The organism is Ralstonia mannitolilytica (genome assembly GCF_905397375.1).
In the GTDB taxonomy this organism is placed as follows: Bacteria; Pseudomonadota; Gammaproteobacteria; order Burkholderiales; family Burkholderiaceae; genus Ralstonia; species Ralstonia mannitolilytica.
Genome location: NZ_CAJPVG010000009.1, coordinates 39,548 through 59,198 on the forward strand (window position 1 = coordinate 39,548; position 19,651 = coordinate 59,198).

Here is a 19,651-nt window from a genome sequence, read left to right on the forward strand (position 1 = left end):
TCGTTCAGGAACCAGGAGTTGCGGCGGGGAGGCTGCATCGTCTGGGACTGATCACTTCTGGAGGCAATGATGGACTTTGACATGATCGAAACGGAAATGCAGGACGGCACCATCATCAAGGTGGTCGGCGTCGGTGGTGCGGGCGGGAACGCCGTGCAGCACATGATCAACCGCGGCGTGCAAGGCGTGGAATTCATCTGCATGAACACCGATGCGCAGGCGCTCAAGCGCTCGACCGCATCGCGCGTGCTGCAGCTGGGCAACACGGGCCTGGGTGCCGGCGCCAAGCCCGAGGTCGGCAGGCACTGCGCAGAAGAAGCCCGTGAGCAGATTGCTGACGCACTGCGCGGCGCACACATGGTGTTCATCACCGCCGGCATGGGCGGCGGCACGGGCACGGGCGCCGCTCCGGTCGTCGCACAGATCGCCAAGGAGATGGGCATCCTGACCGTGGGCGTGGTCTCCAAGCCGTTCGATTTTGAAGGCGCACGCCGCGCCAAGGTGGGCGAGTCGGGCGCCAACGAACTGGAAGGCAACGTCGATTCGCTGATCGTCGTGCTCAACGAGAAGCTCTTCGAAGTCATGGGCGACGACGCCGAGATGGACAAGTGTTTCCAGTGCGCCGACGACGTGCTGCACAACGCCGTGGCCGGCATCGCCGAAATCATCAACGTCGATGGCCTGGTGAACGTCGACTTTGAAGACGTGAAGACGGTGATGGGCGAACAGGGCAAGGCGATGATGGGCACGGCTACCGTGTCCGGCGTCGACCGCGCACGCCTGGCTGCCGAGCAGGCCGTGGCCAGCCCGCTGCTGGAAGGCGTGGACCTGTCGGGCGCACGCGGCGTGCTGGTCAACATCACGGCCAGCCGCTCGCTCAAGCTGTCCGAGACCAAGGAGGTGATGAACACCATCCGCAGCTATGCCGCGGAAGATGCCACCGTCATTTTCGGTACGGTCTACGACGACGCCATGGGCGATGCGCTGCGCGTAACGGTCGTGGCCACGGGCCTGGGCCGCGCCAACCGGAACAAGCAGCAACAGCAGCAGACGATGACCCTGCTCAAGACCGGTACCGACAACCAGCCGGTGGCCTTCGGCGGCGGCGCCGGCCATTCGGTGGCGGCCGCGCCGGACTACAGCAACTTCGACACCCCGGCTGTGTGGCGCAGTTCGCGTGAGTCGGCATCGGCCCACGTGGCGGCACTGCAAGAGAAGGGCGTCGACACGTACGACATTCCGGCCTTCCTGCGCAAGCAGGCGGACTGATCCGGCACGTTGGCAGGATAGGTAGCGCCCGCGCACGTCAGGCTGCTTGCGGCACGCCGCGCTGCGTGCGGTTCACGGCTCCCCTCCGTGACCGCCGTCGTGTGGTGGATCGCTGCTCGCCGGCCGACAGCGCGCGACGCCACGGACACAGTCGTTGCCGCCGGGTGGGTTGGCCTCTGGCCGCCTCCCCGGAAGGGTCCAGCCCGCCCGGTGGGTGTGCCCGTTCGTCGCGTAGCGCGCGGTCTCCCGTCCTGCCTGCTGCCGCGTGATGTCGTTGTCTCCCAAGACCGCCCGCGTGAGTCGCTCTCGCGCGGGCGGTCTCGTTCTATGATCGCGCTATCCGCGCATACGCTTTCCGACCAACATGATCCAGCCTGGCCAACCGCTGCCCGACGCGACGCTCTACGAGTTCTTTGAGGTGGAAAAGGACGGCTGCGCGCTCGGACCGAACGCGTTTTCCGTGTCGCTGCTGGCCGAAGGCAAGACGATCGTCGTCTTTGGCCTGCCGGGCGCCTTTACGCCGACGTGCTCGGCGCGTCATGTGCCCGGTTACCTCGAGCACTTCGATGCCCTGCGCGCCAAGGGTGTCGACGAAATCTGGTGCGTGTCGGTCAACGACGCCTTCGTGATGGGCGCCTGGGCGCGCGCGCAGGGCACGGACGGCAAGATCCGCATGCTCGCCGACGGCAGCGCGGAGTTCACGCGCAAGCTGGGGCTGGAGCAAGATCTTTCCCAGCGCGGCATGGGCATCCGGTCACTGCGCTATGCGATGGTCGTGAGAGACGGTGTGGTAACTGCGCTACAGGTCGAGGCGCCCGGGCAGTTCGCCGTCAGCAGCGCCGAAGCGGTCCTCGCGATACTCTGACGCCACACCCGGATCTCCCCCAAATGGCGGAGCACCGCCGCCATCCGGCACCGCCTCTACGCTGAGAAGACCCGGGCGCCGAATCTGCGTGCACTAAGGTTGAGAGGCCTGTGTGCACGCCTAACATCCCGATACAAAAGTCGTTTTGAAGGCAGGGATGTGAAAATGGTATGCTTAGGGTTATCACCTATGCGGACTGCATAGATAAAAACAATCGTAGGAATTTCGTGAGTTGAGGGCGGCCATGTTGAAACAACGCACCATCAAGTCCCTCGTCAAGACCGTCGGCATCGGGTTGCACTCGGGCCGCAAGGTGACGTTGACGTTGCGCCCGGCAGCCGCAGGCACCGGCATCGTTTTCACGCGCGTGGACCTGGACCCGGCCGTCGAGATTCCCGCCACCGCCAGCGCCATCGGCGATACGCGCCTCGCTTCCGTGCTGCAGAAGGACGGCGCCCGCGTGTCGACCGTCGAACACTTGATGTCGGCCTGTGCCGGCCTCGGCATCGACAACCTGTACGTGGATGTCGACGCGGAGGAAATCCCAATCATGGACGGCAGCGCGGCCTCGTTTGTGTTCCTGCTGCAGTCGGCCGGTATCGAGGAGCAGGGGGCGGCCAAGCGCTTCATCCGCGTGACCAAGCCCGTCGAAATCCGTGACGGCGACAAGCTCGCCCGGCTCGACCCGTACTTCGGCTTCAAGCTGTCGTTCACGATCGAGTTTCGCCACCCCGCCGTCGACAAGACCGGCCAGACGTTCGAAATCGACTTTGCCGACACGAGCTACACGCGTGAAATCGCCCGCGCCCGTACGTTCGGCTTTGCGCACGAAGTCGAGATGCTGCGCGAGGTCGGTCTGGCACGCGGCGGTAGTCTGGACAATGCCATCGTGCTCGACGAGCACCGCATGCTCAACAACGATGAGCTGCGCTACGGCGACGAGTTCGTCCGCCACAAGATCCTTGATGCGATCGGCGATCTGTACGTGGTCGGCCATCCGCTGATCGCGGCGTACACGGCGCACAAGTCGGGGCACGGGTTGAACAATGCGCTGCTGCGCGCGCTGCTGGCCGACGAAACCGCCTATGAGATCGTGACGTTCGACAAGGCGGAAGAGGCGCCGCGCGCGTTCCTGCCGCAGTTGCAACCGGCGTTCTCCTGATCCACTGCGGTCGCGACGACGAAAATAAAGCGCCCTGCGGGGCGCTTTTCTATTTGGACGCGGTATGCCGCGCGACCATCTCGGCCAACGCCTGTCGCAGCGGGGAGTCGGGCAGCTCGTTCGCCAGGGCGGCCAGGCTGTTGAGCCCAACTGCGGTCATCTTGGTGCGTTTAGGCGGCTTTTCGGTCTCTTGTGGCCATAAACTGTCCCGGCCCCCCTGCGGTTGTACCCGCACCCGAATTGCGGTAATCTGCGATCCCCGGCGCTGCAGACGCTCCAGCAAGGTGGGTACCACCTGCCGTAGGCGCGCCGCTGCCGCACTATGTGCGGCGAGCAACACCAGAGTCGCTTCCCGGCTGTCGCGTGCATCGTTCTTGATACCGCCGATGGCCACGCCGCCGCCCAGTCCGGGCGGCAACAGCGACAACACCTCCGCTTCCAACGACGCCAATTGTCTGGCCGCCTGCATCAGCGGGCCGACCGAACCGGCACCCGAGAGCCAGTCCTGGACCGGTTTTGCCACGGGTGTCTTGAGAGCGGGATGAACGAAGATTCGCATGCCGGCATTGTAGGGCGCCTGACCGCGCTTTCGTGTCGTCGGGCGGCTTTTTTGTCCGGAAAAGAGCAATGCAGATCATCCTGATTCATCCGCGCAAGGCGGGCGCGGTGCACCTGTCGCGACGCGGGGTCTTCGTGGCCATTGGGGCGGCACTGCTGACCGTGGCGGCGCTGTCTGTCGGCGGAACATGGCTGGCTGCCAAGCAGGGCCTGCTGCCCGGAGCCAGCGCTTCGGCCCCGGCCGCTGCGGACCCGCGCATCACCCGCGAAAATCTCAACCTCATGGCCGCGCGCATCGGCGAGATGCAGGCGCAGATCGCGCGCCTCGATGCGCTGGGCGCCCGCGTGTCGGGTCTGGCCGGGGTGCCGCCGCGCGAATTCAACTTCAAGTCGCAGCCGGGCCGCGGTGGTCCGGAGGGCGCGTTCTCCCGGCCGATGTCGATGCCCGAGATCCAGTCGGAGCTGGATCGGCTGACGCGCTCGGCCGATCAGCGCAACGACTACCTCAGTGTGCTCGAAAGCACCCTGATGGACCGCCAGATCCACGCCAAGCTGATGCCGACCGTACGCCCGGTCGCCACGGGCTACGACTCGTCCGGCTTTGGTGTGCGGATCGATCCGTTCACCGGCCGGCGCACGCAGCATGATGGCGTGGACTTCGTCGGCCCGGTCGGTACGCCGATCGTGGCGGCCGCCGGCGGGGTGGTGGTGGCCAGCGAGTTCCATCACGAATACGGCAACATGATCGACATCGACCACGGCAACGGCCTGAAGACGCGCTACGCGCATGCGTCGAAGGTGTTCGTCAAGGTCGGTGACATCGTCAAGGCCGGCGAGCGCATCGCGCTGATCGGCCGCACGGGCCGCGCAACGGGCCCGCACCTGCATTTCGAGGTGCACGTCAACGACGTGCCGCAGAATCCGGTGGCGTTCCTGGAAAACGCCGGTCAGCCGAAGATGGCAGTCAACAAAACGCCGGCGCCATCCGTGGCGGCCGCCGATATCGGCAAGAGCATGGCGGCTGCGGGCCACTGATCGGGCCCGGGTTGCAATCGGGGGCGCCCGTCCCCAATTCAGCGTGATTGTGTGCCGGTCCGGCGCGGTGGACGCTGCACCAAAGTGCGGCGTTCCTGCCACATCGGGCCGGCCTCGCGCCATCAAGCGGGTGTTGTGCACATGCTAAACTCCCGCCTTTGCGCCAACCCTTTTCGGGCCGTTGCGCTGCCTGGTTTCGCGGTATTTCGCGAAGCGGTTTCGGGTGGCTCGCCGGCCCTCGCCATCGATGATCACGGGCCTTCTCAAGAAGATTTTCGGCAGCCGCAATGAGCGGCTGATCAAACAGTACCGCCGCAAGGTGGCGCAGATCAATGCGCTCGAGCCCAAGTTCGAAGCGCTTTCCGATGCCGAACTGCAGGCCAAGACCGAAGAATTCCGCCAACGTTTTGCCAAGGGCGAGACGCTGGATGCGCTGTTGCCCGAAGCGTTTGCCGTGTGCCGCGAGGCCAGCAAGCGCGTGATGAAGATGCGGCACTTCGACGTCCAACTGATCGGCGGCATGGTGCTGCACGACGGCAAGATCGCCGAAATGCGCACGGGTGAAGGCAAGACGCTGACCGCCACGCTGCCGGTGTACCTGAACGCCATCTCCGGCCAGGGCGTGCACGTCGTCACGGTCAATGACTACCTCGCCCAGCGCGACGCCGAGTGGATGGGCCGCCTGTACAACTGGCTGGGCCTGTCGGTGGGGGTCAACCTGACCACCATGGACCACGACCAGAAGCAGGCTGCCTACGCGGCGGACATCACCTACGGCACGAACAACGAGTTCGGCTTCGACTACCTGCGCGACAACATGGTCTACGACGCCGGCCAGCGCGTGCAGCGTCCGCTTAACTACGCCATCGTCGACGAGGTGGATTCGATCCTGATCGACGAAGCGCGTACGCCGCTGATCATCTCGGGCCAGGCCGAAGACCATACTGACCTGTACCGTCGCATGAACAGCATCCCGGCGCAGCTGACCCGCCAGATCGGCGAAGAGAAGGCGGATGGCACGGGCGTCGAGAAGCCGGGCGACTACTACGTCGACGAAAAATCGCATCAGGTCTACCTGACCGAGTCGGGCCACGAGAAGGCCGAGCAGATCCTGCTGCAGGCGGGCCTGATCGGCGAGGGCGAATCGCTCTACGCGCCGCAGAACATCACGCTGATGCACCACCTGTACGCCGCCCTGCGCGCGCACAGCCTGTTCTTCCGCGACCAGCACTACGTGGTGCAGAACGGCGAAGTGGTGATCGTCGATGAATTCACCGGCCGCCTGATGACAGGCCGCCGCTGGTCCGACGGCCTGCACCAGGCCGTGGAAGCCAAGGAAGGCGTGCAGATCCAGCAGGAAAACCAGACGCTGGCGACCATCACGTTCCAGAACTACTTCCGCATGTACGGCAAGCTGGCCGGCATGACCGGCACGGCGGATACGGAAGCGTACGAATTCCAGGAGATCTACGGGCTGGAAACGGTGGTGATCCCGACCAACCGTCCGCCGCAGCGCAAGGACTTGCAGGACCAGATCTACAAGACCTCGAAGGAGCGTTACGACGCCGTCATCCGGGATATCCGCGACTGCTACGAGCGCGGTCAGCCGGTGCTGGTCGGCACGACCTCCATCGAAAACTCCGAGCTGCTGTCGAACCTGCTCACGCAGGCCAAGCTGCCGCACCAGGTGCTCAACGCCAAGCAGCACGCGCGTGAGGCGGAGATCATCGCGCAGGCCGGCCGGCCCAAGATGATCACCATTGCCACCAACATGGCGGGCCGCGGCACCGACATCGTGCTGGGCGGCAACGTGGAGAAGCAAGCCGGCTTCGTGATGGCCGACGCATCGCTTTCCGACGAAGAAAAGGCGGCGCGCGTGAAGCAGCTGCAGGATGAGTGGCAATCGCTGCACGAGCAGGTGAAGGCTGCTGGCGGCCTGCACATCATCGGCACCGAGCGCCATGAGTCGCGCCGGATCGACAACCAGCTCCGTGGCCGTGCCGGCCGCCAGGGTGACCCGGGTTCGTCGCGCTTCTATCTGTCGCTGGACGATCAGCTGCTGCGCATTTTCGCGGGCGACCGCGTGCGCGCCATCATGGACCGCCTGAAGATGCCCGAGGGCGAGCCGATCGAAGCCGGCATCGTCACGCGCTCGATCGAATCGGCGCAGCGCAAGGTGGAAGGCCGCAACTTCGACATCCGCAAGCAGCTGCTGCAATACGACGACGTTGCCAACGACCAGCGCAAGGAAATCTACAAGCTGCGTAACGAGATTCTCGAAGCGCAGGATGTGGGTGAGCTCGTCAAGAACCTGCGCGAGTCCGTGTTCACGGAACTCTTCCGCACGTATGTGCCGGCCGAGACCATGGAAGAGCAGTGGGATGTCGCCGGTCTGGAGAAGACGCTGCGCGAAGACTGGGGCGTCGATCAGCCGCTGGTGAAGACGCTGGAAGCGGCCCAGTCGATCGAAGACGAAGACCTGCTGAAGATGGTGCTGGACGCCGCCGAAGCCGTGTACGAAGGCAAGGTCGCGCAGGTTGGCCGCGAGTCTTTTGCCGGCTTTGAGCGCTCGGTGATGCTGCAGAGCCTTGATACGCACTGGCGCGAGCACTTGGCCGCGCTCGACATGCTGCGCCAGGGCATCCACCTGCGCGGCTATGCGCAGAAGGATCCGAAGCAGGAATACAAGCGCGAGTCTTTCGAGCTGTTCGGCCGCCTGCTCGACACGATCCGCAACGAAGTCACCCGCATCATCTTTACGGTGCGCATCCAGTCGCAGGAAGAACTGGAGCAGGCTTCGGAGCAGATCGAGGAAGACCTGTCCGCGTTGAGCAACGTGCAGTACAAGCATGACGAGTTCAACGAGCTGGCCGAAGTGGCCGCCGGCGATGCCGAGATTCATGGCGCCACGCCGGCAATGGCCGCCCCGCGCTCCGCGGCCTCCGCCGCCGCTGCGGCCCTGGCAGGCGAGGTGCCGAAGGTCGGCCGCAACGACCCGTGCCCGTGCGGCTCGGGCAAGAAGTACAAGCAGTGCCATGGCAAGCTGGTCTGATGTGATCGACCGCGCCGTGTGCGCGGCGCATTCCGTTTTCTGTTGATTCACGATGCCCGCGATGCGGGCATCCTCATTTGAAAGGTGTGTCCATGGCTGTGAATCTCGTCGCGCCCGCTGCCGACTCCCTCTTGCCGATCGATGGCGTGGACCTGGGCTGGGCCGAGGCCGGTGTACGCAAGGCCAATCGCAAGGACGTGCTGCTGGTCCGCATTGCAGAGGGCTCGAGCGTGGCCGGCGTCTTCACGCAGAACCGCTTCTGCGCGGCGCCCGTCCAGGTGTGCCGCGAGCATCTGGCGAGCGGCAAGAGCACCCGTGCCATCGTGGTGAACACCGGCAACGCCAACGCGGGCACCGGCGCGCCCGGCCTCGCGCATGCGCGCCAGACCTGTGATGCCGTCGCCAGGCTGCTCGGCGTATCGCCCGAGCAGGTGCTGCCGTTCTCGACCGGCGTGATCCTCGAGCCGCTGCCGGTCGATCGCATCATCGCAGGGCTGCCTGCCGCGCAGGCCAACGCGAAGCCGGACAACTGGCTGGCCGCCGCCGAGGCCATCATGACCACCGACACCGTACCGAAGGCGGCCTCGGCAACGTGCACGCTGTCGGGCAAGACCGTCCGCCTGTCGGGCATCAGCAAGGGCGCCGGCATGATCCGCCCGAACATGGCCACCATGCTCGGCTTCATCGCCACAGACGCCAACGTGGATGAAGCCGTGCTGCAAGGCCTCGTGCGCCACGCGGCGGATCACTCGTTCAACAGCGTGACGGTGGATGGCGATACGTCGACCAACGATTCGTTCGTCGTCATCGCCACCGGCCGTGCCGGCACGCCGCGCATCGATTCCGAATCCCACCCCGACTACGCTGCCTTGCGCGATGCCCTGACCGGCCTCGCCCAGGAGCTGGCGCAGAAGATCGTGCGCGACGGCGAGGGCGCAACCAAGTTCATGACCATCCGCGTGGAAGGCGGGCGCCATGTCGAAGAATGCCGCCAGATCGCGTATGCGGTGGCGCATTCGCCGCTGGTCAAGACCGCGTTCTACGCATCGGACCCGAACCTGGGCCGCATCCTGGCCGCCGTCGGTTATGCCGGCGTGACGGACCTCGACGTCAACGGCGTCAACCTGTGGCTCGACGATGTATGGGTCGCGCGTGACGGCGGGCGCAACCCCGACTACCGCGAAGAAGACGGCCAGCGCGTAATGAAGCAGGCCGAGATCACCGTGCGCATCGCGCTCGGTCGCGGTGACGCTGCTGCCACGGTGTGGACGTGCGACTTCTCGCACGACTACGTGTCGATCAACGCGGATTACCGCTCCTGACCGGAGGCCCGTGCTGATGTCGTCCGATCTTTCCGCACGGCTCGACCGCTTTCTCGGACGGCTCGAGCAGTGGCTGCCTCCCGAACTGACCGAAGCCGACTGGAACGAGGCCGTGGCCTTTCGCTGGCGCAAGCGCCAGAGCCTGTTCGGCAACATCGGCTACCTCGCGCCGGTCCGCCAGCTGCCGCCGATCCATCTGAGCGACCTGCACAACATCGAGCGCCAGAAGGCCGCCATCGTCGCCAACACGCGACAGTTCGTGCGCAGGCTGCCGGCCAACAACGTGCTGCTCACGGGGGCGCGCGGCACGGGCAAGTCGTCGCTCATCAAGGCGTGCCTGAACGAATTCGTGAACGAAGGCCTGCGCCTGGTCGAAGTCGACAAGGACGACCTGGCTGACCTCGGCGACATCGTCGAGCGCTTAGCCTCGCGCCCCGAGCGCTTCGCGATCTTCTGCGACGACCTCTCGTTCGAGGACGGTGAATCGGGCTACAAGGCGCTGAAGTCGGCGCTGGACGGCTCGGTGGCGGCGCAGTCGGACAACGTGCTGATCTACGCCACCTCGAACCGGCGCCACCTGCTGCCCGAGTACATGAAGGACAACGAGACCTACCAGCACACGTCGGACGGTGAAATCCATCCGGGCGAGGTGGTGGAAGAGAAGATTTCGCTGTCCGAGCGCTTCGGCCTGTGGCTGTCGTTCTACCCGCCGAAGCAGGACGAGTACCTGACCATCGTGGGCCACTGGCTCAAGCATTTCGGCTGCAGCGACGAGGACATCGCCGCTGCACGGGGCGAGGCGCTGGTGTGGGCGCTCGAACGCGGTTCGCGCTCGGGCCGTGTGGCCTGGCAATTCGCCCGCGACTGGGGCGGCAAGCACGGGCGCCAGCATGTCGACTGACAACCTGACGCAAGTGCCGCCCACGCACACGCCGGACGGCCGCAAGATCACCGAAGTGGCCGTGGGCGTGCTGGTGCAGCCGGACGGCCGCTTCCTGCTGGCCCAGCGCCCCGAAGGCAAGCCGTATGCAGGCTACTGGGAATTCCCTGGCGGCAAGCTGGAGTCAGGCGAGTCGGTGGAAGCCGCTCTCACGCGGGAACTGAAGGAAGAGCTCGACATCACCCTGCGCACATGCGAGCCCTGGCGCACGATCGAACACGACTATCCGCACGCCTATGTGCGGCTGCACTTCTGCAAGGTGACGGCGTGGGAAGGGACGTTGCGGGCGCTGGAAGGGCAGGACTTTGCGTGGCAGACGCTGCCGGTCAGCGTCGAGCCGGTGCTGCCGGCCACACTGCCCGTCTTCGAATGGATGCGCGAGGAAGCGAGCGCCAGTTGACCGCTAGTTGAGCTTGCTGGTCGTATCGCCGCCCGGAGCGTCGGGCGGCAAGTCGTCGTCTTCCACCACGGGAATCGTGTACTGCTCGGCCGCCCAGGCGCCCAAGTCGATCTGCTTGCAGCGCTCGGAGCAGAACGGGCGGTAGCGGCTTTCCGGCACCCATGGCACCGGCTTGCCGCAGGTCGGGCATTTGACGGTCTTCACGTTCATCGCAAAGGCTAGAAATTACAGAGCTTGAGCTGGAACGGGATATCCGCGTCGACCGGCTTGGGTCGCAGGTCGCCATCCTGCTGGGTGAAGCGTACCCAGAGCATGTACTTGTTGGCGCTGATCTCGGGAATGAAGCCCAGCGCCGCATCATCCAGGCGCACCTGCATGAGCTGGTACACGCGGCCCGACAGCATCTGCTGATAGCTACCTGCGTTAGCAATGACCTTGCCACTCTGGCCCGATTCGCGCAGCAGGCGCAGCACGATCATCGTGGCGTCGCGCAGTGGCACCAGCGGTTGGGCCCATTTGATGATGTCGGTGCGGCGGCGCTCGGCCGGATGATGCTGCCATGCAAAATACGCCGGCAGGTCGAACTCGCACGTGCCGCCCGGGATGATGGCGCGGCTGCGGATGCTCGTCAGCCATTCGTTGTCGGCGATGAGCTGGCCGGCCTTGCCCTGCGTGGCGGTGAGGTTGCCCGAGGCGGTTTCGAGCTCGCTGATGACGCTGTCGAGGGCATCCTGGTCGATCTGCGGATTGGCGCGCAGGGCGGTCAGCGTCTGGCGCTGGCGGTCCAGCTCCTTGAGCAGGTCGGACTTGAGATCCGCGCGGCCTGCCACGTCGACGATCTCGAACAGCGTGGTCAGCGCCACATGGTGCTGCAGCGGGTGTTCCTGCACGAGAAAGAAATCCAGACGCTCGAACAGGTCTTCGAGGCGCAGCAGCGTCCGAATGCGTTCGTTGAAGGGATATTCGTACAGGATCAAAACTGGGTGCCCGGTTTGCTGGCCGGCTGGCATATGCGGCCGTGAAGCCCGTTTGGCTTCAATCTGCCCGCATTCTATGCGAGACCCTCGCGCATCACAATGCAAAGGACTGTGACAGGCGCTTTCCGGCGGCTTCAGCTCGACCGGTAGGCTTGGTCCAGACGGTCGATCTGGGGGGTGAGGTCGTCGAGCGTGCCGCTGTTCTCGATCACGTCGTCGGCCGCGGCCAGGCGCGCTTCTCGCGGAGCCTGGCGTGCGACGATGGCTTCCACCTGCACGCGCGGCAGCCCATTGCGGGCCATGACCCGTGCGATCTGCGTTTCCACGGGGCAATCCACCACCAGGATGCGGTCGACGAGTTTGCGCCAGCTTTGCGGCCCGGCGAGGGATTCCACCAGCAGCGGCACCACGTAGACGAGGTATGGGCTGGCCCCAAACGCCTGTGCCGCGGCCCCGCGCGACAACGCAATCTCGCGGATGAGCGGATGCGTGATCTGCTCGAGCCGCGCCTTGGCCGTCGCATCGGAAAAGGCCAGCGCGCGCATGGCGTCGCGGTCCATGGCTCCGTCGGCGCGCAGGATGCCGGCACCGAAGGTTTCGACCAGTTTGGGGATGGCGGCGCCGCCCGGCGCGGTGATCTCGTGCGCGATGGCGTCGGTATCGACGATGGCGGCGCCGCGATCGGCGAGGCGGTCCGCCACGTAGCTCTTGCCGCTGCCGATGCCGCCGGTGAGGCCGATCACGCGCATGATGGCTGCCTCTTACGGCCCGAGCAGCGGCCCGAACCCGGCCATCACGAGCAACTGCGGCCCGGCCAGCAGGGCGATCGCGCCGGCCCCTGCAATGAACGGCCCGAACGAGAACGGCGATTCGCTCTTGGCGCCGCGCGCGATGCGCACCAGCCCGAAAACCAGGCCCACCACCGATGACAGCAGCACCAGGAGCGGCAGCGCCTGCCAACCGAACCACGCGCCGAGCGCGGCCATCAGCTTGAAGTCGCCGTAGCCCATGCCTTCGCGGCCGCGCAGCAGCTTGTAGGCCCAGTAGATGGACCACAGGAAGAGGTAGCCGGCCATCGCCCCGATCACGGCGTCATCCAGGTGCGCAAACATGCCGAACAGATTCACCCCCAGGCCGAGCCAAAGCAGCGGCTGCGTGATGGCGTCGGGCAACAGCTGGGTGTCGGCATCGATCATCGTGCCGGCAATCAGGAACCACAGCAGCACCGCCGACGCCACCGCCACCCAGGTCGGACCAAAATGCCACAGGCAAGCCGCGGTCAGCAGGCCCGTGACGAATTCCACGGCGGGGTATCGCCACGAGATAGGCGTCTTGCATGCGCTGCACCGGCCGCGCAGCGCGAGCCAGCTCAAGACGGGGACGTTCTCGAGCGCCCTGATCTGGTGGCCGCACGACGGGCACGCCGAGCGCGGCACGACCAGGTTGTAGGTCTCGGGGTGTGGCAGTGGTTCTTCGCGCAGTTCAGCGATGTAGTTCGCTTCTTCGCGCTCGATCATGCGCGGGAGCCGGTGAATCACCACGTTGAGGAAGCTGCCGACCAGCAGGCCGACCAGCGCGCCGGACCCGATCACGAACCACGCCGGCAATTGCGCCAGCGTGGAGATGACAAACATGTCGGGCATCAAACCACCTGACCCAGCTTGAAGATCGGCAGATACATCGCCACCACCATGCCGCCGATCAGCACGCCGAGGATCACGATGATGATCGGCTCGATCAGCGCCGAGATATTCGCCACGGCGTCATCGACTTCACGCTCGTAGAACTCGGCCACCTTCAGCAGCATGCTGTCCAGCGCACCGGACTCTTCACCGATCTGCGTCATCTGCAGCACCATGTTGTCGAACACGTGGGTGGCCTGCATGGCGTTGGTCAGGCTCGTACCGATGCGCACCGCCTGCTGGATGTCGATCGTCGCGTCGTGATAGACCCAGTTGCCGGCAGCACCTGCCACGGATTCCATCGATTCCACCAGCGGCGTGCCGGCCGCGAACATCGTCGCCAGCGTGCGCGTCCAGCGCGCGATGGTCGCCTTGCGGATGATGTCGCCGAAGATCGGCATTTTCAGGATCCACCGGTGCGTGGCGCGCTGCACGTTCTCCGATCGCTTGAATGCCCGGATAAATGCGACGATGCCGATGATCGGCACGAAGACGATGAAGTACCACCACTGCACGAAGAAGTCGGAGATGCTCATCACCACCAGCGTCGGGGCGGGCAGCGTGGCGCCGAAGCTCGAGAACACCCCCTTGAACGCCGGCACCACGAAGATCATCAGCACCACCGTCACCAGGAACGCCACCGTCAGCACCGAGATCGGGTAGATCATGGCCGACTTGATCTGCGCCTTCAGCGCGATCGACTTTTCCATGTACAGCGACAGCCGCTCGAGCAGCGCATCGAGGATACCGCCCTGCTCACCGGCGTCGATGAGGTTGCAATAGAGCGTGTCGAAGTACCGGGGGTGGCGTCGGAACGCCTGCGCCATGCTGCTGCCCGACTCGATGTCCATGCGGATCTCGGTCAGCAGCTGCGTGAAGTTCGGGTTCGCGTGGCCGCGCGCGATGATGTCGATCGACTGCAGCAGCGGCACGCCGGCCTTGAGCATGGTTGAGAGCTGGCGCGTGAAGTACGCGATGTCCTTCGGCGTGATCTTCTTGCCGCGCGCGGCACGGCGGCGCTTGGACTTGGTGATCGACAGCCCCTGCTTGCGCAGGATCGCGTTGACCTCGGTGATGGTCTCGGCGCGCATTTCACCCTTGAAGATCTTGCCTTTGCGGTCTTTGCCTTCCCACTCGAAGATGTACTGCGTGGGCGCCTTCGTCTTGGCGGTCTTGCGTGCCGGCGCGGCGGCCGCGCGGTTTGCGGCTGGTGCTCGTGTGGCCATGGTTGGTTCCTACCCCCCGGTATGGGAACGATTGATCGAGAAGGTCATTGGTTCGTCGTGGCCAGCACTTCCTCGAGAGAAGTCAGCCCCAGCTTCACTTTCTTCAGGCCCGCTTCACGCAGCGACAGTACGCCTTCCTTGCGCGCCTGCTCGGCAATCTGCAGCGCCGTGCCGTGCGTCAGGATGATCTCCTGGATCGCCTCCGTAATCGGCATGACCTGGTAGATGCCGACCCGCCCCTTGTAGCCGCTGCCGTTGCAGGTCTCGCAGCCGACCGGGTGATACGGTTGCCATGAGCCGTCGAGGTCGGCCTCGGTAAAGCCGGCGTCGAGCAGCGTTTCCTTCGGCAGCGGCCCCGGTTTCTTGCAGTCCTTGCACAGCCGACGCGCCAGACGCTGCGCCGTGATCATCAGCACCGACGACGCAATGTTGAACGGCGCCACGCCCATGTTCATCAGGCGCGTGAGCGTGGTCGGAGCGTCATTCGTGTGCAGCGTGGAGAACACCAGGTGGCCCGTCTGCGCGGCCTTGATCGAGATATCGGCCGTTTCCAGGTCCCGGATTTCGCCCACCATGATGATGTCCGGATCCTGCCGCAAAAACGACTTGAGTGCCGCCGCGAACGTCAGCCCCGCCTTGTCGTTCACGTTGACCTGGTTGATGCCGGGCAACTGGATTTCCGCCGGGTCTTCTGCCGTGGAAATGTTGATGTCGCCGGTGTTGAGCATGTTGAGGAAGGTGTACAGCGACACCGTCTTCCCCGAGCCTGTCGGCCCCGTCACCAGCACCATGCCGTACGGCCGCTTGATCACGTCGAGCAGCAGCTGTTTCTGCTCGGGCTCGTAGCCGAGCTGGTCGATATCGAGCCGCTCGGTGGACGACTCCAAAATCCGGATCACGATCTTCTCGCCGAACAGCGTCGGCAGCGTCGAGACCCGGAAGTCGATGGCGCGATCGATCGTCTCCTTGTTGTCCTTGTCCTTGCGGTCCTTCGGGACGGTGATCAGCAGCTTCATGCGGCCGTCCTGCGGCACGCGCTTCTCGGAAATGTCCAGGCGCGAGAGCACCTTGATGCGCGTGGCGATCTTGTCGCGGATGTCCAGCGGCGGCTGGGCCACCTGCATCAGCACGCCGTCGATGCGAAAGCGCACGCGGTAAAACGTTTCAAACGGCTCGAAATGCAGGTCGGAAGCACCGCGCAGCAGGGCTTCGGTAAAGAGCTTCTGCAGAAAGCGCACGACGGGGGCATCGTCGATGCCGTCGGCCGTGGTGCGGCGCGTGGCCGCCGCGGCGCCCGGGTCGTATTCGATCTGTACGGCTTCCTGCTTGGGGAAGAGGGATTTGATCTCGGCCGGCGCTTCGTTGGCCAGGTTGAGTTGGCGCACCAGCTTGTCGTGCTCGACGATGACCGTTTCGATCGTCACGTTCATCTTCTGGCGCAACTCTTCGATCGGACGCGCGTCGCTGGGGTCGGACGTGGCAACGATCAGCCGGTTTTCGCGCCGGGCCAGCGGCAGCAGGCGCAGTTGCGCGAAATGCTTGTTGGCCGTGAGCACGGCCGGCACCGTATCCAGCTTGTACTGCGCCAGATCCAGCAGCGGCATCTGGTACTTGCTGGCTACGAAGACGGCAAGGTCGTGAGCGCTCATGATCCCGCTGCTCACGAGTTCGTCGATCAGTTGCGTGCGCTTTTCACGCGCGCTCTGTTCGAGCTGGGTGAGTAACGTCGGCGCGATCCGCCGGCTCTGCGCTAGAGCGAGTCCGAGAGTCATGAATCCGTCTGGCTGACCATGTTCAGCGCGCGCCGGGCCCCACTGCCGCAACGCGTGCCCGCCCCCCTAGGCGAGTTGTTTTATGTTCTGCAGCCGGCATCCCACCCATTCGTGGGGGGTGGTGCCCGGGATCGGGGCAGTTTGCCCACCGGGCCTGGATTTGTAAAGCGCACCGCCCGGCGCAGCTTGCATTTGTGCCACATCGGCACGAAAGGGGCAGGACTGAAGCTTCCGGCGTCGCGTGTGGCTTCAGCTGCGCTTCGTGGGCGGCGGCTGGTGCAGCCTCACCGTGCGGATCGACTGACTGTCCATCTGCACGATGTCCATCACGCACCCCGCGATCTTCACACTGACCGTCGCCTCGGGAATCTCCTCCAGCACTTCGAGCAACAGCCCGTTGAGGGTCTTCGGCCCGTCCGTGGGCAGCGTCAGGCCCAGGCGCCGGTTGAGGTCGCGCAGCGACATGCCGGCATCGGCCATGTACGTGTGCTGGGCGTCCCAGGCAAGCTTGCCGGCGTTCGGCAGCGTGGTGGTGAATTCGCCGATCATCTCCTCGATGATGTCTTCGAGCGTGACCAACCCGAGCATGTCGCCGTACTCGTTGACGATCAGGCCGATGCGGCGGCGGTTCTCCTGGAAGTATTGCAGCTGGCGGAAGACCGGCGTGCCGCTGGGCACGAAATACGGCTCGACGAGCAGGCCGCGGAAGTCGTCGTGCGTCAGTTCCGTGTGGCCGAGCAATGACAGCGCCTTGCGCACGTGCAGGATGCCGATCACCTGGTCGCTGTCCTGCTCGAATACGGGCAGCTTGTTGTGATAGCAGGTTTCGAGCTGCTGGATGACCTCGTCGATCGGGCGCGACAGGTCCAGCGATTCCACGCGCGCGCGCGGCGTCATCACGTCATCCACGGTGATCGCGTCGAGATCGAACAGGTTCAGCAGGATGCTGCGGTGCTTGTGCGGAATGAAGTTGCCCGACTCCAGTACCAGCGTGCGCAGCTCTTCGGGCGACATGCGCTGCTCCGGCGCCTTGCTCGTATTGATGCGCACCAGCCGCAGCACGCCCATGGCAAACGCGTTGACCACCACGACCAGCGGCGTCGATACTTTCATCAGCGGCTTGATGATGAAGCTGGCCGGAAAGGCGATCCGCTCGGGGTACGTCGCACCGACGATCTTCGGCGCAATTTCGCAGAAGACGATGATCAGGAAGGCGACCACAGCCGTGGCGATCGACAGCGTTGTCCCGCTGTTGCCGAAGTAGTGGATCGCCAGGTTCGCGATCAGCACCGGCACGGCCGTGTTGATCAGGTTATTGCCGATGAGGATGAGCGAGAGCAGCTTGTCGGTCTGGCCCAGCAACTGCTGCGTGTTGCGCGCGCCCGAGACGTTGGACTTGGCAAGATGGCGCAGGCGATGGCGGTTGAGCGCCATCATCGCGGTTTCGGAAATCGAGAAGAAGGCGGAGCAGCACAGCAGCAGCGCGACAGCGCCGAGTTGCGCCCAGAGCGGCCAAGAGTCCAAAGCGGGAGAAGAGAGGCGACGACGCGCCCACTATAGCAGAGGGGTTTGCCGCGCCGGCGGCGGGAGCCGTGTCTGCGCGCACGGCAAAATACGCTGCGGCACCGAGCGGGAATACGAAGGATGCTGGGAAATTGCTGTGCGGGCGAGGCCAGAAAACCGTGCCGCAGGAACCACTTGAATACGAGAAACTGGTCGGGGTGAGAGGATTCGAACCTCCGGCCTCTACGTCCCGAACGTAGCGCTCTACCAGGCTAAGCTACACCCCGATGCTTCTTCGCAGATCCCGTGCGCGTCAGGACTGACGTTGCAGCGAGAAAGCACACAAGTCTATCAGCGTCTGGCGGAAAAGGGAAGGGGGCAATGCGTTTGCTGCGGTTTCGGCTGCAGCGGCTTCACGTTCGGCGGCCTGGCGCGTGTAGTCGAGCGCGCCAGAAGCGTGGATGGCGCTGAAGATGGCGTCGAAATGTTCGGTGCCGCCCTGCTCGATGGCCTGGCGTACGAGTGTGCGCTGTTCTTCGGTGCCGTTGCGCAGCAGATGGATCAGCGGCAGCGTAGGCTTGCCCTCGCGCAGGTCGTCGCCCGCGTTCTTGCCCATCTGGTCGGCCGTGGCGGTGTAGTCGAGCAGGTCGTCGACGATCTGGAACGCGGTGCCGATGCGGCGGCCGTATTCCGCGGCGGCCTCTTCCGTGGCGGCATCCGCGCCAGAGAGCACCGCGCCGATCTGCGCGGCGGCCTCGAAGAGCTTGGCTGTCTTGTAGCGGATCACCTGCAGGTAGCGCTCTTCCGTGACGTCGGGGTCGTGCATGTTCAGCAGCTGCAAGACCTCGCCTTCGGAAATGATGTTCGTGGCGTCGGCCAGGATCTGCATGATGCGCATGCTGTCGGCCTGCACCATCATCTGGAAGGCGCGCGAATAGAGGAAGTCCCCCACCAGCACGCTCGCGGCGTTGCCAAACACGGCGTTGGCCGTCTTGCGGCCGCGGCGCAGGTCCGATTCGTCGACCACGTCGTCGTGCAGCAGCGTGGCGGTATGGATGAACTCGACCACCGCGGCCAGCTCGTGGTGATGTTCGCCCTTGTAGCCAAGCGCATTTGCGACGAGCAGCAGGATCACAGGACGCAGGCGCTTGCCGCCGGCGCTGATGATGTACTCGCCGATCTGGTTGATCAGCACGACCTCCGAGCCGAGGCGGCGGCGGATCACGGCGTCGACGGCGCGCATGTCTTCAGCGACGGGGGCGAGCAGGACGGAGGCGGAGGTCTGGGTCAAGGCGGGTTCCAGCGGGATGCGGTGGCGGATCGTCGGCATGCGCGCGGCGTGCGGCGCAAAAACCGCGAGATTATAGAGCAAGCAGGCGGTTTGGCCGGCATGCCGGCAAGCTGGGCGCGGCGTGGCAGGCCGTTGTGCGGGCGGCACGCTTTAGTCTTTGATTTGCTTGGGTTTTTCTTGTATAGTTGCGAGTTCTCTGTGTCCGTTGTCTGCGCAGGCGGGCTGCGAGTGGCACCAGAGTCACGTTTAGTTCTTTAACGAGGTCCGACAATGTACGCGGTCGTAAAAACCGGCGGCAAGCAATACAAGGTTGCTGCTGGCGAAAAACTGAAAGTAGAACAGATACCGGCGGACGTTGGCGCAGAAATCACGCTTGACCAGGTGCTCGCAGTGGGCGCCGGCGACCAACTCAAGGTTGGTGCGCCGCTGGTGAGCGGGGCTGCCGTCAAAGCCACCGTCATCTCCCACGGTCGTCACGACAAAGTGCACATCTTCAAGATGCGCCGTCGTAAGCACTATCAAAAGCGCCAAGGGCATCGTCAAAATTACACCGAGTTGCGTATCGACTCGATCGTGGCCTAAGGCCGCGTCGTCTAC

General features: G+C 64.8%; 18 protein-coding genes and 1 tRNA gene. 9 read left to right on the top strand and 10 right to left on the bottom strand.

Annotated features, from left to right (window positions below; translation table 11 throughout):
* The first annotated feature begins 69 nt into the window (after positions 1-69).
* The 3 genes from ftsZ (at position 70) to lpxC (ending at position 3,296) form a co-directional block, all read left to right on the top strand.
* Positions 70-1,269 (top strand): cell division protein FtsZ, encoded by a 1,200-nt coding sequence (gene ftsZ, locus KHN96_RS16530; protein ID WP_045785930.1) that lies wholly within the window; start codon positions 70-72, stop codon positions 1,267-1,269.
* A gap of 364 nt (positions 1,270-1,633) precedes the next feature.
* Positions 1,634-2,134, top strand: coding sequence for a peroxiredoxin (locus KHN96_RS16535; RefSeq protein ID WP_045785931.1), 501 nt, complete (start codon positions 1,634-1,636; stop codon positions 2,132-2,134).
* A gap of 244 nt (positions 2,135-2,378) precedes the next feature.
* Positions 2,379-3,296 (top strand): UDP-3-O-acyl-N-acetylglucosamine deacetylase, encoded by a 918-nt coding sequence (lpxC, locus tag KHN96_RS16540; protein ID WP_045785932.1) that lies wholly within the window; start codon positions 2,379-2,381, stop codon positions 3,294-3,296.
* Between the two features lie 49 nt (positions 3,297-3,345).
* On the opposite strand, the gene KHN96_RS16545 is transcribed toward lpxC, so the two are convergent.
* Positions 3,346-3,855, bottom strand: coding sequence for a DciA family protein (locus KHN96_RS16545; RefSeq protein ID WP_062738001.1), 510 nt, complete (start codon positions 3,853-3,855; stop codon positions 3,346-3,348).
* 68 nt (positions 3,856-3,923) lie between these two features.
* On the opposite strand from KHN96_RS16545, the gene KHN96_RS16550 reads away from it, so the two are divergent.
* From KHN96_RS16550 to KHN96_RS16570, 5 genes are all read left to right on the top strand, one after another.
* On the top strand, positions 3,924-4,889 hold the full coding sequence (locus KHN96_RS16550; protein ID WP_062738000.1) for a M23 family metallopeptidase: 966 nt from the start codon (positions 3,924-3,926) through the stop codon (positions 4,887-4,889).
* Between the two features lie 247 nt (positions 4,890-5,136).
* Positions 5,137-7,941, top strand: coding sequence for a preprotein translocase subunit SecA (gene secA / locus KHN96_RS16555; protein WP_045785935.1), 2,805 nt, complete (start codon positions 5,137-5,139; stop codon positions 7,939-7,941).
* Between the two features lie 92 nt (positions 7,942-8,033).
* Positions 8,034-9,263, top strand: a complete 1,230-nt coding sequence (gene argJ, locus KHN96_RS16560) for a bifunctional glutamate N-acetyltransferase/amino-acid acetyltransferase ArgJ (RefSeq protein WP_045785936.1) — start codon at positions 8,034-8,036, stop codon at positions 9,261-9,263.
* A 16-nt stretch (positions 9,264-9,279) separates the two neighbouring features.
* Positions 9,280-10,164 (top strand): ATP-binding protein, encoded by an 885-nt coding sequence (locus KHN96_RS16565; RefSeq protein WP_045785937.1) that lies wholly within the window; start codon positions 9,280-9,282, stop codon positions 10,162-10,164.
* The gene (locus KHN96_RS16570) at positions 10,154-10,603 is read left to right on the top strand and encodes an NUDIX domain-containing protein (RefSeq protein ID WP_045785938.1); all 450 of its coding nucleotides are present in this window, start codon (positions 10,154-10,156) and stop codon (positions 10,601-10,603) included. Before KHN96_RS16565 ends, KHN96_RS16570 begins: the two co-directional genes overlap by 11 nt.
* A gap of 3 nt (positions 10,604-10,606) precedes the next feature.
* Here the strand turns inward: KHN96_RS16570 and yacG are convergent, their stop codons facing one another.
* From yacG to ispB, 9 genes are all read right to left on the bottom strand, one after another.
* Complete coding sequence (yacG, locus tag KHN96_RS16575) at positions 10,607-10,813, bottom strand: DNA gyrase inhibitor YacG (protein ID WP_045785939.1); 207 nt, start codon at positions 10,811-10,813, stop codon at positions 10,607-10,609.
* 8 nt (positions 10,814-10,821) lie between these two features.
* A complete protein-coding gene (gene zapD, locus KHN96_RS16580) occupies positions 10,822-11,580 on the bottom strand; it encodes a cell division protein ZapD (protein ID WP_062737999.1) in 759 nt (252 codons plus the stop codon).
* Between the two features lie 134 nt (positions 11,581-11,714).
* Entirely contained in the window at positions 11,715-12,329 is a 615-nt protein-coding gene (gene coaE, locus KHN96_RS16585; RefSeq protein WP_062737998.1) for a dephospho-CoA kinase, read from the bottom strand.
* A gap of 12 nt (positions 12,330-12,341) precedes the next feature.
* Complete coding sequence (locus tag KHN96_RS16590) at positions 12,342-13,223, bottom strand: prepilin peptidase (protein WP_062737997.1); 882 nt, start codon at positions 13,221-13,223, stop codon at positions 12,342-12,344.
* Positions 13,223-14,488 carry a type II secretion system F family protein gene (locus KHN96_RS16595; RefSeq protein ID WP_062737996.1) on the bottom strand — a complete coding sequence of 422 codons (1,266 nt, stop codon included), beginning with the start codon at positions 14,486-14,488 and terminating at the stop codon, positions 13,223-13,225. Before KHN96_RS16595 ends, KHN96_RS16590 begins: the two co-directional genes overlap by 1 nt.
* Before the next feature lie 44 nt (positions 14,489-14,532).
* Entirely contained in the window at positions 14,533-16,260 is a 1,728-nt protein-coding gene (gene pilB, locus KHN96_RS16600) for a type IV-A pilus assembly ATPase PilB (RefSeq protein ID WP_045785944.1), read from the bottom strand.
* Positions 16,261-16,509: 249 nt separating this feature from the next.
* Positions 16,510-17,784 carry an HlyC/CorC family transporter gene (locus tag KHN96_RS16605; RefSeq protein ID WP_045785945.1) on the bottom strand — a complete coding sequence of 425 codons (1,275 nt, stop codon included), beginning with the start codon at positions 17,782-17,784 and terminating at the stop codon, positions 16,510-16,512.
* 189 nt (positions 17,785-17,973) lie between these two features.
* Positions 17,974-18,050: transfer RNA gene (locus KHN96_RS16610), tRNA-Pro, on the bottom strand.
* Between the two features lie 26 nt (positions 18,051-18,076).
* A complete protein-coding gene (gene ispB / locus KHN96_RS16615; protein ID WP_045787773.1) occupies positions 18,077-19,006 on the bottom strand; it encodes an octaprenyl diphosphate synthase in 930 nt (309 codons plus the stop codon).
* Between the two features lie 318 nt (positions 19,007-19,324).
* On the opposite strand from ispB, the gene rplU reads away from it, so the two are divergent.
* Complete coding sequence (rplU, locus tag KHN96_RS16620; RefSeq protein ID WP_004633023.1) at positions 19,325-19,636, top strand: 50S ribosomal protein L21; 312 nt, start codon at positions 19,325-19,327, stop codon at positions 19,634-19,636.
* Positions 19,637-19,651 lie beyond the last annotated feature (15 nt).

What these genes read in the sequence shown, in the direction of transcription:
- secA (WP_045785935.1), top strand. Translation starts at nt 5,137, where the DNA reads ATGATCACGGGCCTTCTCAAGAAGATTTTCGGCAGCCGCAATGAGCGG.
- KHN96_RS16595 (WP_062737996.1), bottom strand. Translation starts at nt 14,488, where the DNA reads ATGGCCACACGAGCACCAGCCGCAAACCGCGCGGCCGCCGCGCCGGCA.
- ispB (WP_045787773.1), bottom strand. Translation starts at nt 19,006, where the DNA reads ATGCGCGCCGTCGACGCCGTGATCCGCCGCCGCCTCGGCTCGGAGGTC.
- coaE (WP_062737998.1), bottom strand. Translation starts at nt 12,329, where the DNA reads ATGCGCGTGATCGGCCTCACCGGCGGCATCGGCAGCGGCAAGAGCTAC.
- KHN96_RS16535 (WP_045785931.1), top strand. Translation starts at nt 1,634, where the DNA reads ATGATCCAGCCTGGCCAACCGCTGCCCGACGCGACGCTCTACGAGTTC.
- yacG (WP_045785939.1), bottom strand. Translation starts at nt 10,813, where the DNA reads ATGAACGTGAAGACCGTCAAATGCCCGACCTGCGGCAAGCCGGTGCCA.
- rplU (WP_004633023.1), top strand. Translation starts at nt 19,325, where the DNA reads ATGTACGCGGTCGTAAAAACCGGCGGCAAGCAATACAAGGTTGCTGCT.
- ftsZ (WP_045785930.1), top strand. Translation starts at nt 70, where the DNA reads ATGGACTTTGACATGATCGAAACGGAAATGCAGGACGGCACCATCATC.
- KHN96_RS16550 (WP_062738000.1), top strand. Translation starts at nt 3,924, where the DNA reads ATGCAGATCATCCTGATTCATCCGCGCAAGGCGGGCGCGGTGCACCTG.
- pilB (WP_045785944.1), bottom strand. Translation starts at nt 16,260, where the DNA reads ATGACTCTCGGACTCGCTCTAGCGCAGAGCCGGCGGATCGCGCCGACG.
- KHN96_RS16590 (WP_062737997.1), bottom strand. Translation starts at nt 13,223, where the DNA reads ATGCCCGACATGTTTGTCATCTCCACGCTGGCGCAATTGCCGGCGTGG.
- KHN96_RS16570 (WP_045785938.1), top strand. Translation starts at nt 10,154, where the DNA reads ATGTCGACTGACAACCTGACGCAAGTGCCGCCCACGCACACGCCGGAC.
- KHN96_RS16565 (WP_045785937.1), top strand. Translation starts at nt 9,280, where the DNA reads ATGTCGTCCGATCTTTCCGCACGGCTCGACCGCTTTCTCGGACGGCTC.
- argJ (WP_045785936.1), top strand. Translation starts at nt 8,034, where the DNA reads ATGGCTGTGAATCTCGTCGCGCCCGCTGCCGACTCCCTCTTGCCGATC.
- KHN96_RS16545 (WP_062738001.1), bottom strand. Translation starts at nt 3,855, where the DNA reads ATGCGAATCTTCGTTCATCCCGCTCTCAAGACACCCGTGGCAAAACCG.
- lpxC (WP_045785932.1), top strand. Translation starts at nt 2,379, where the DNA reads ATGTTGAAACAACGCACCATCAAGTCCCTCGTCAAGACCGTCGGCATC.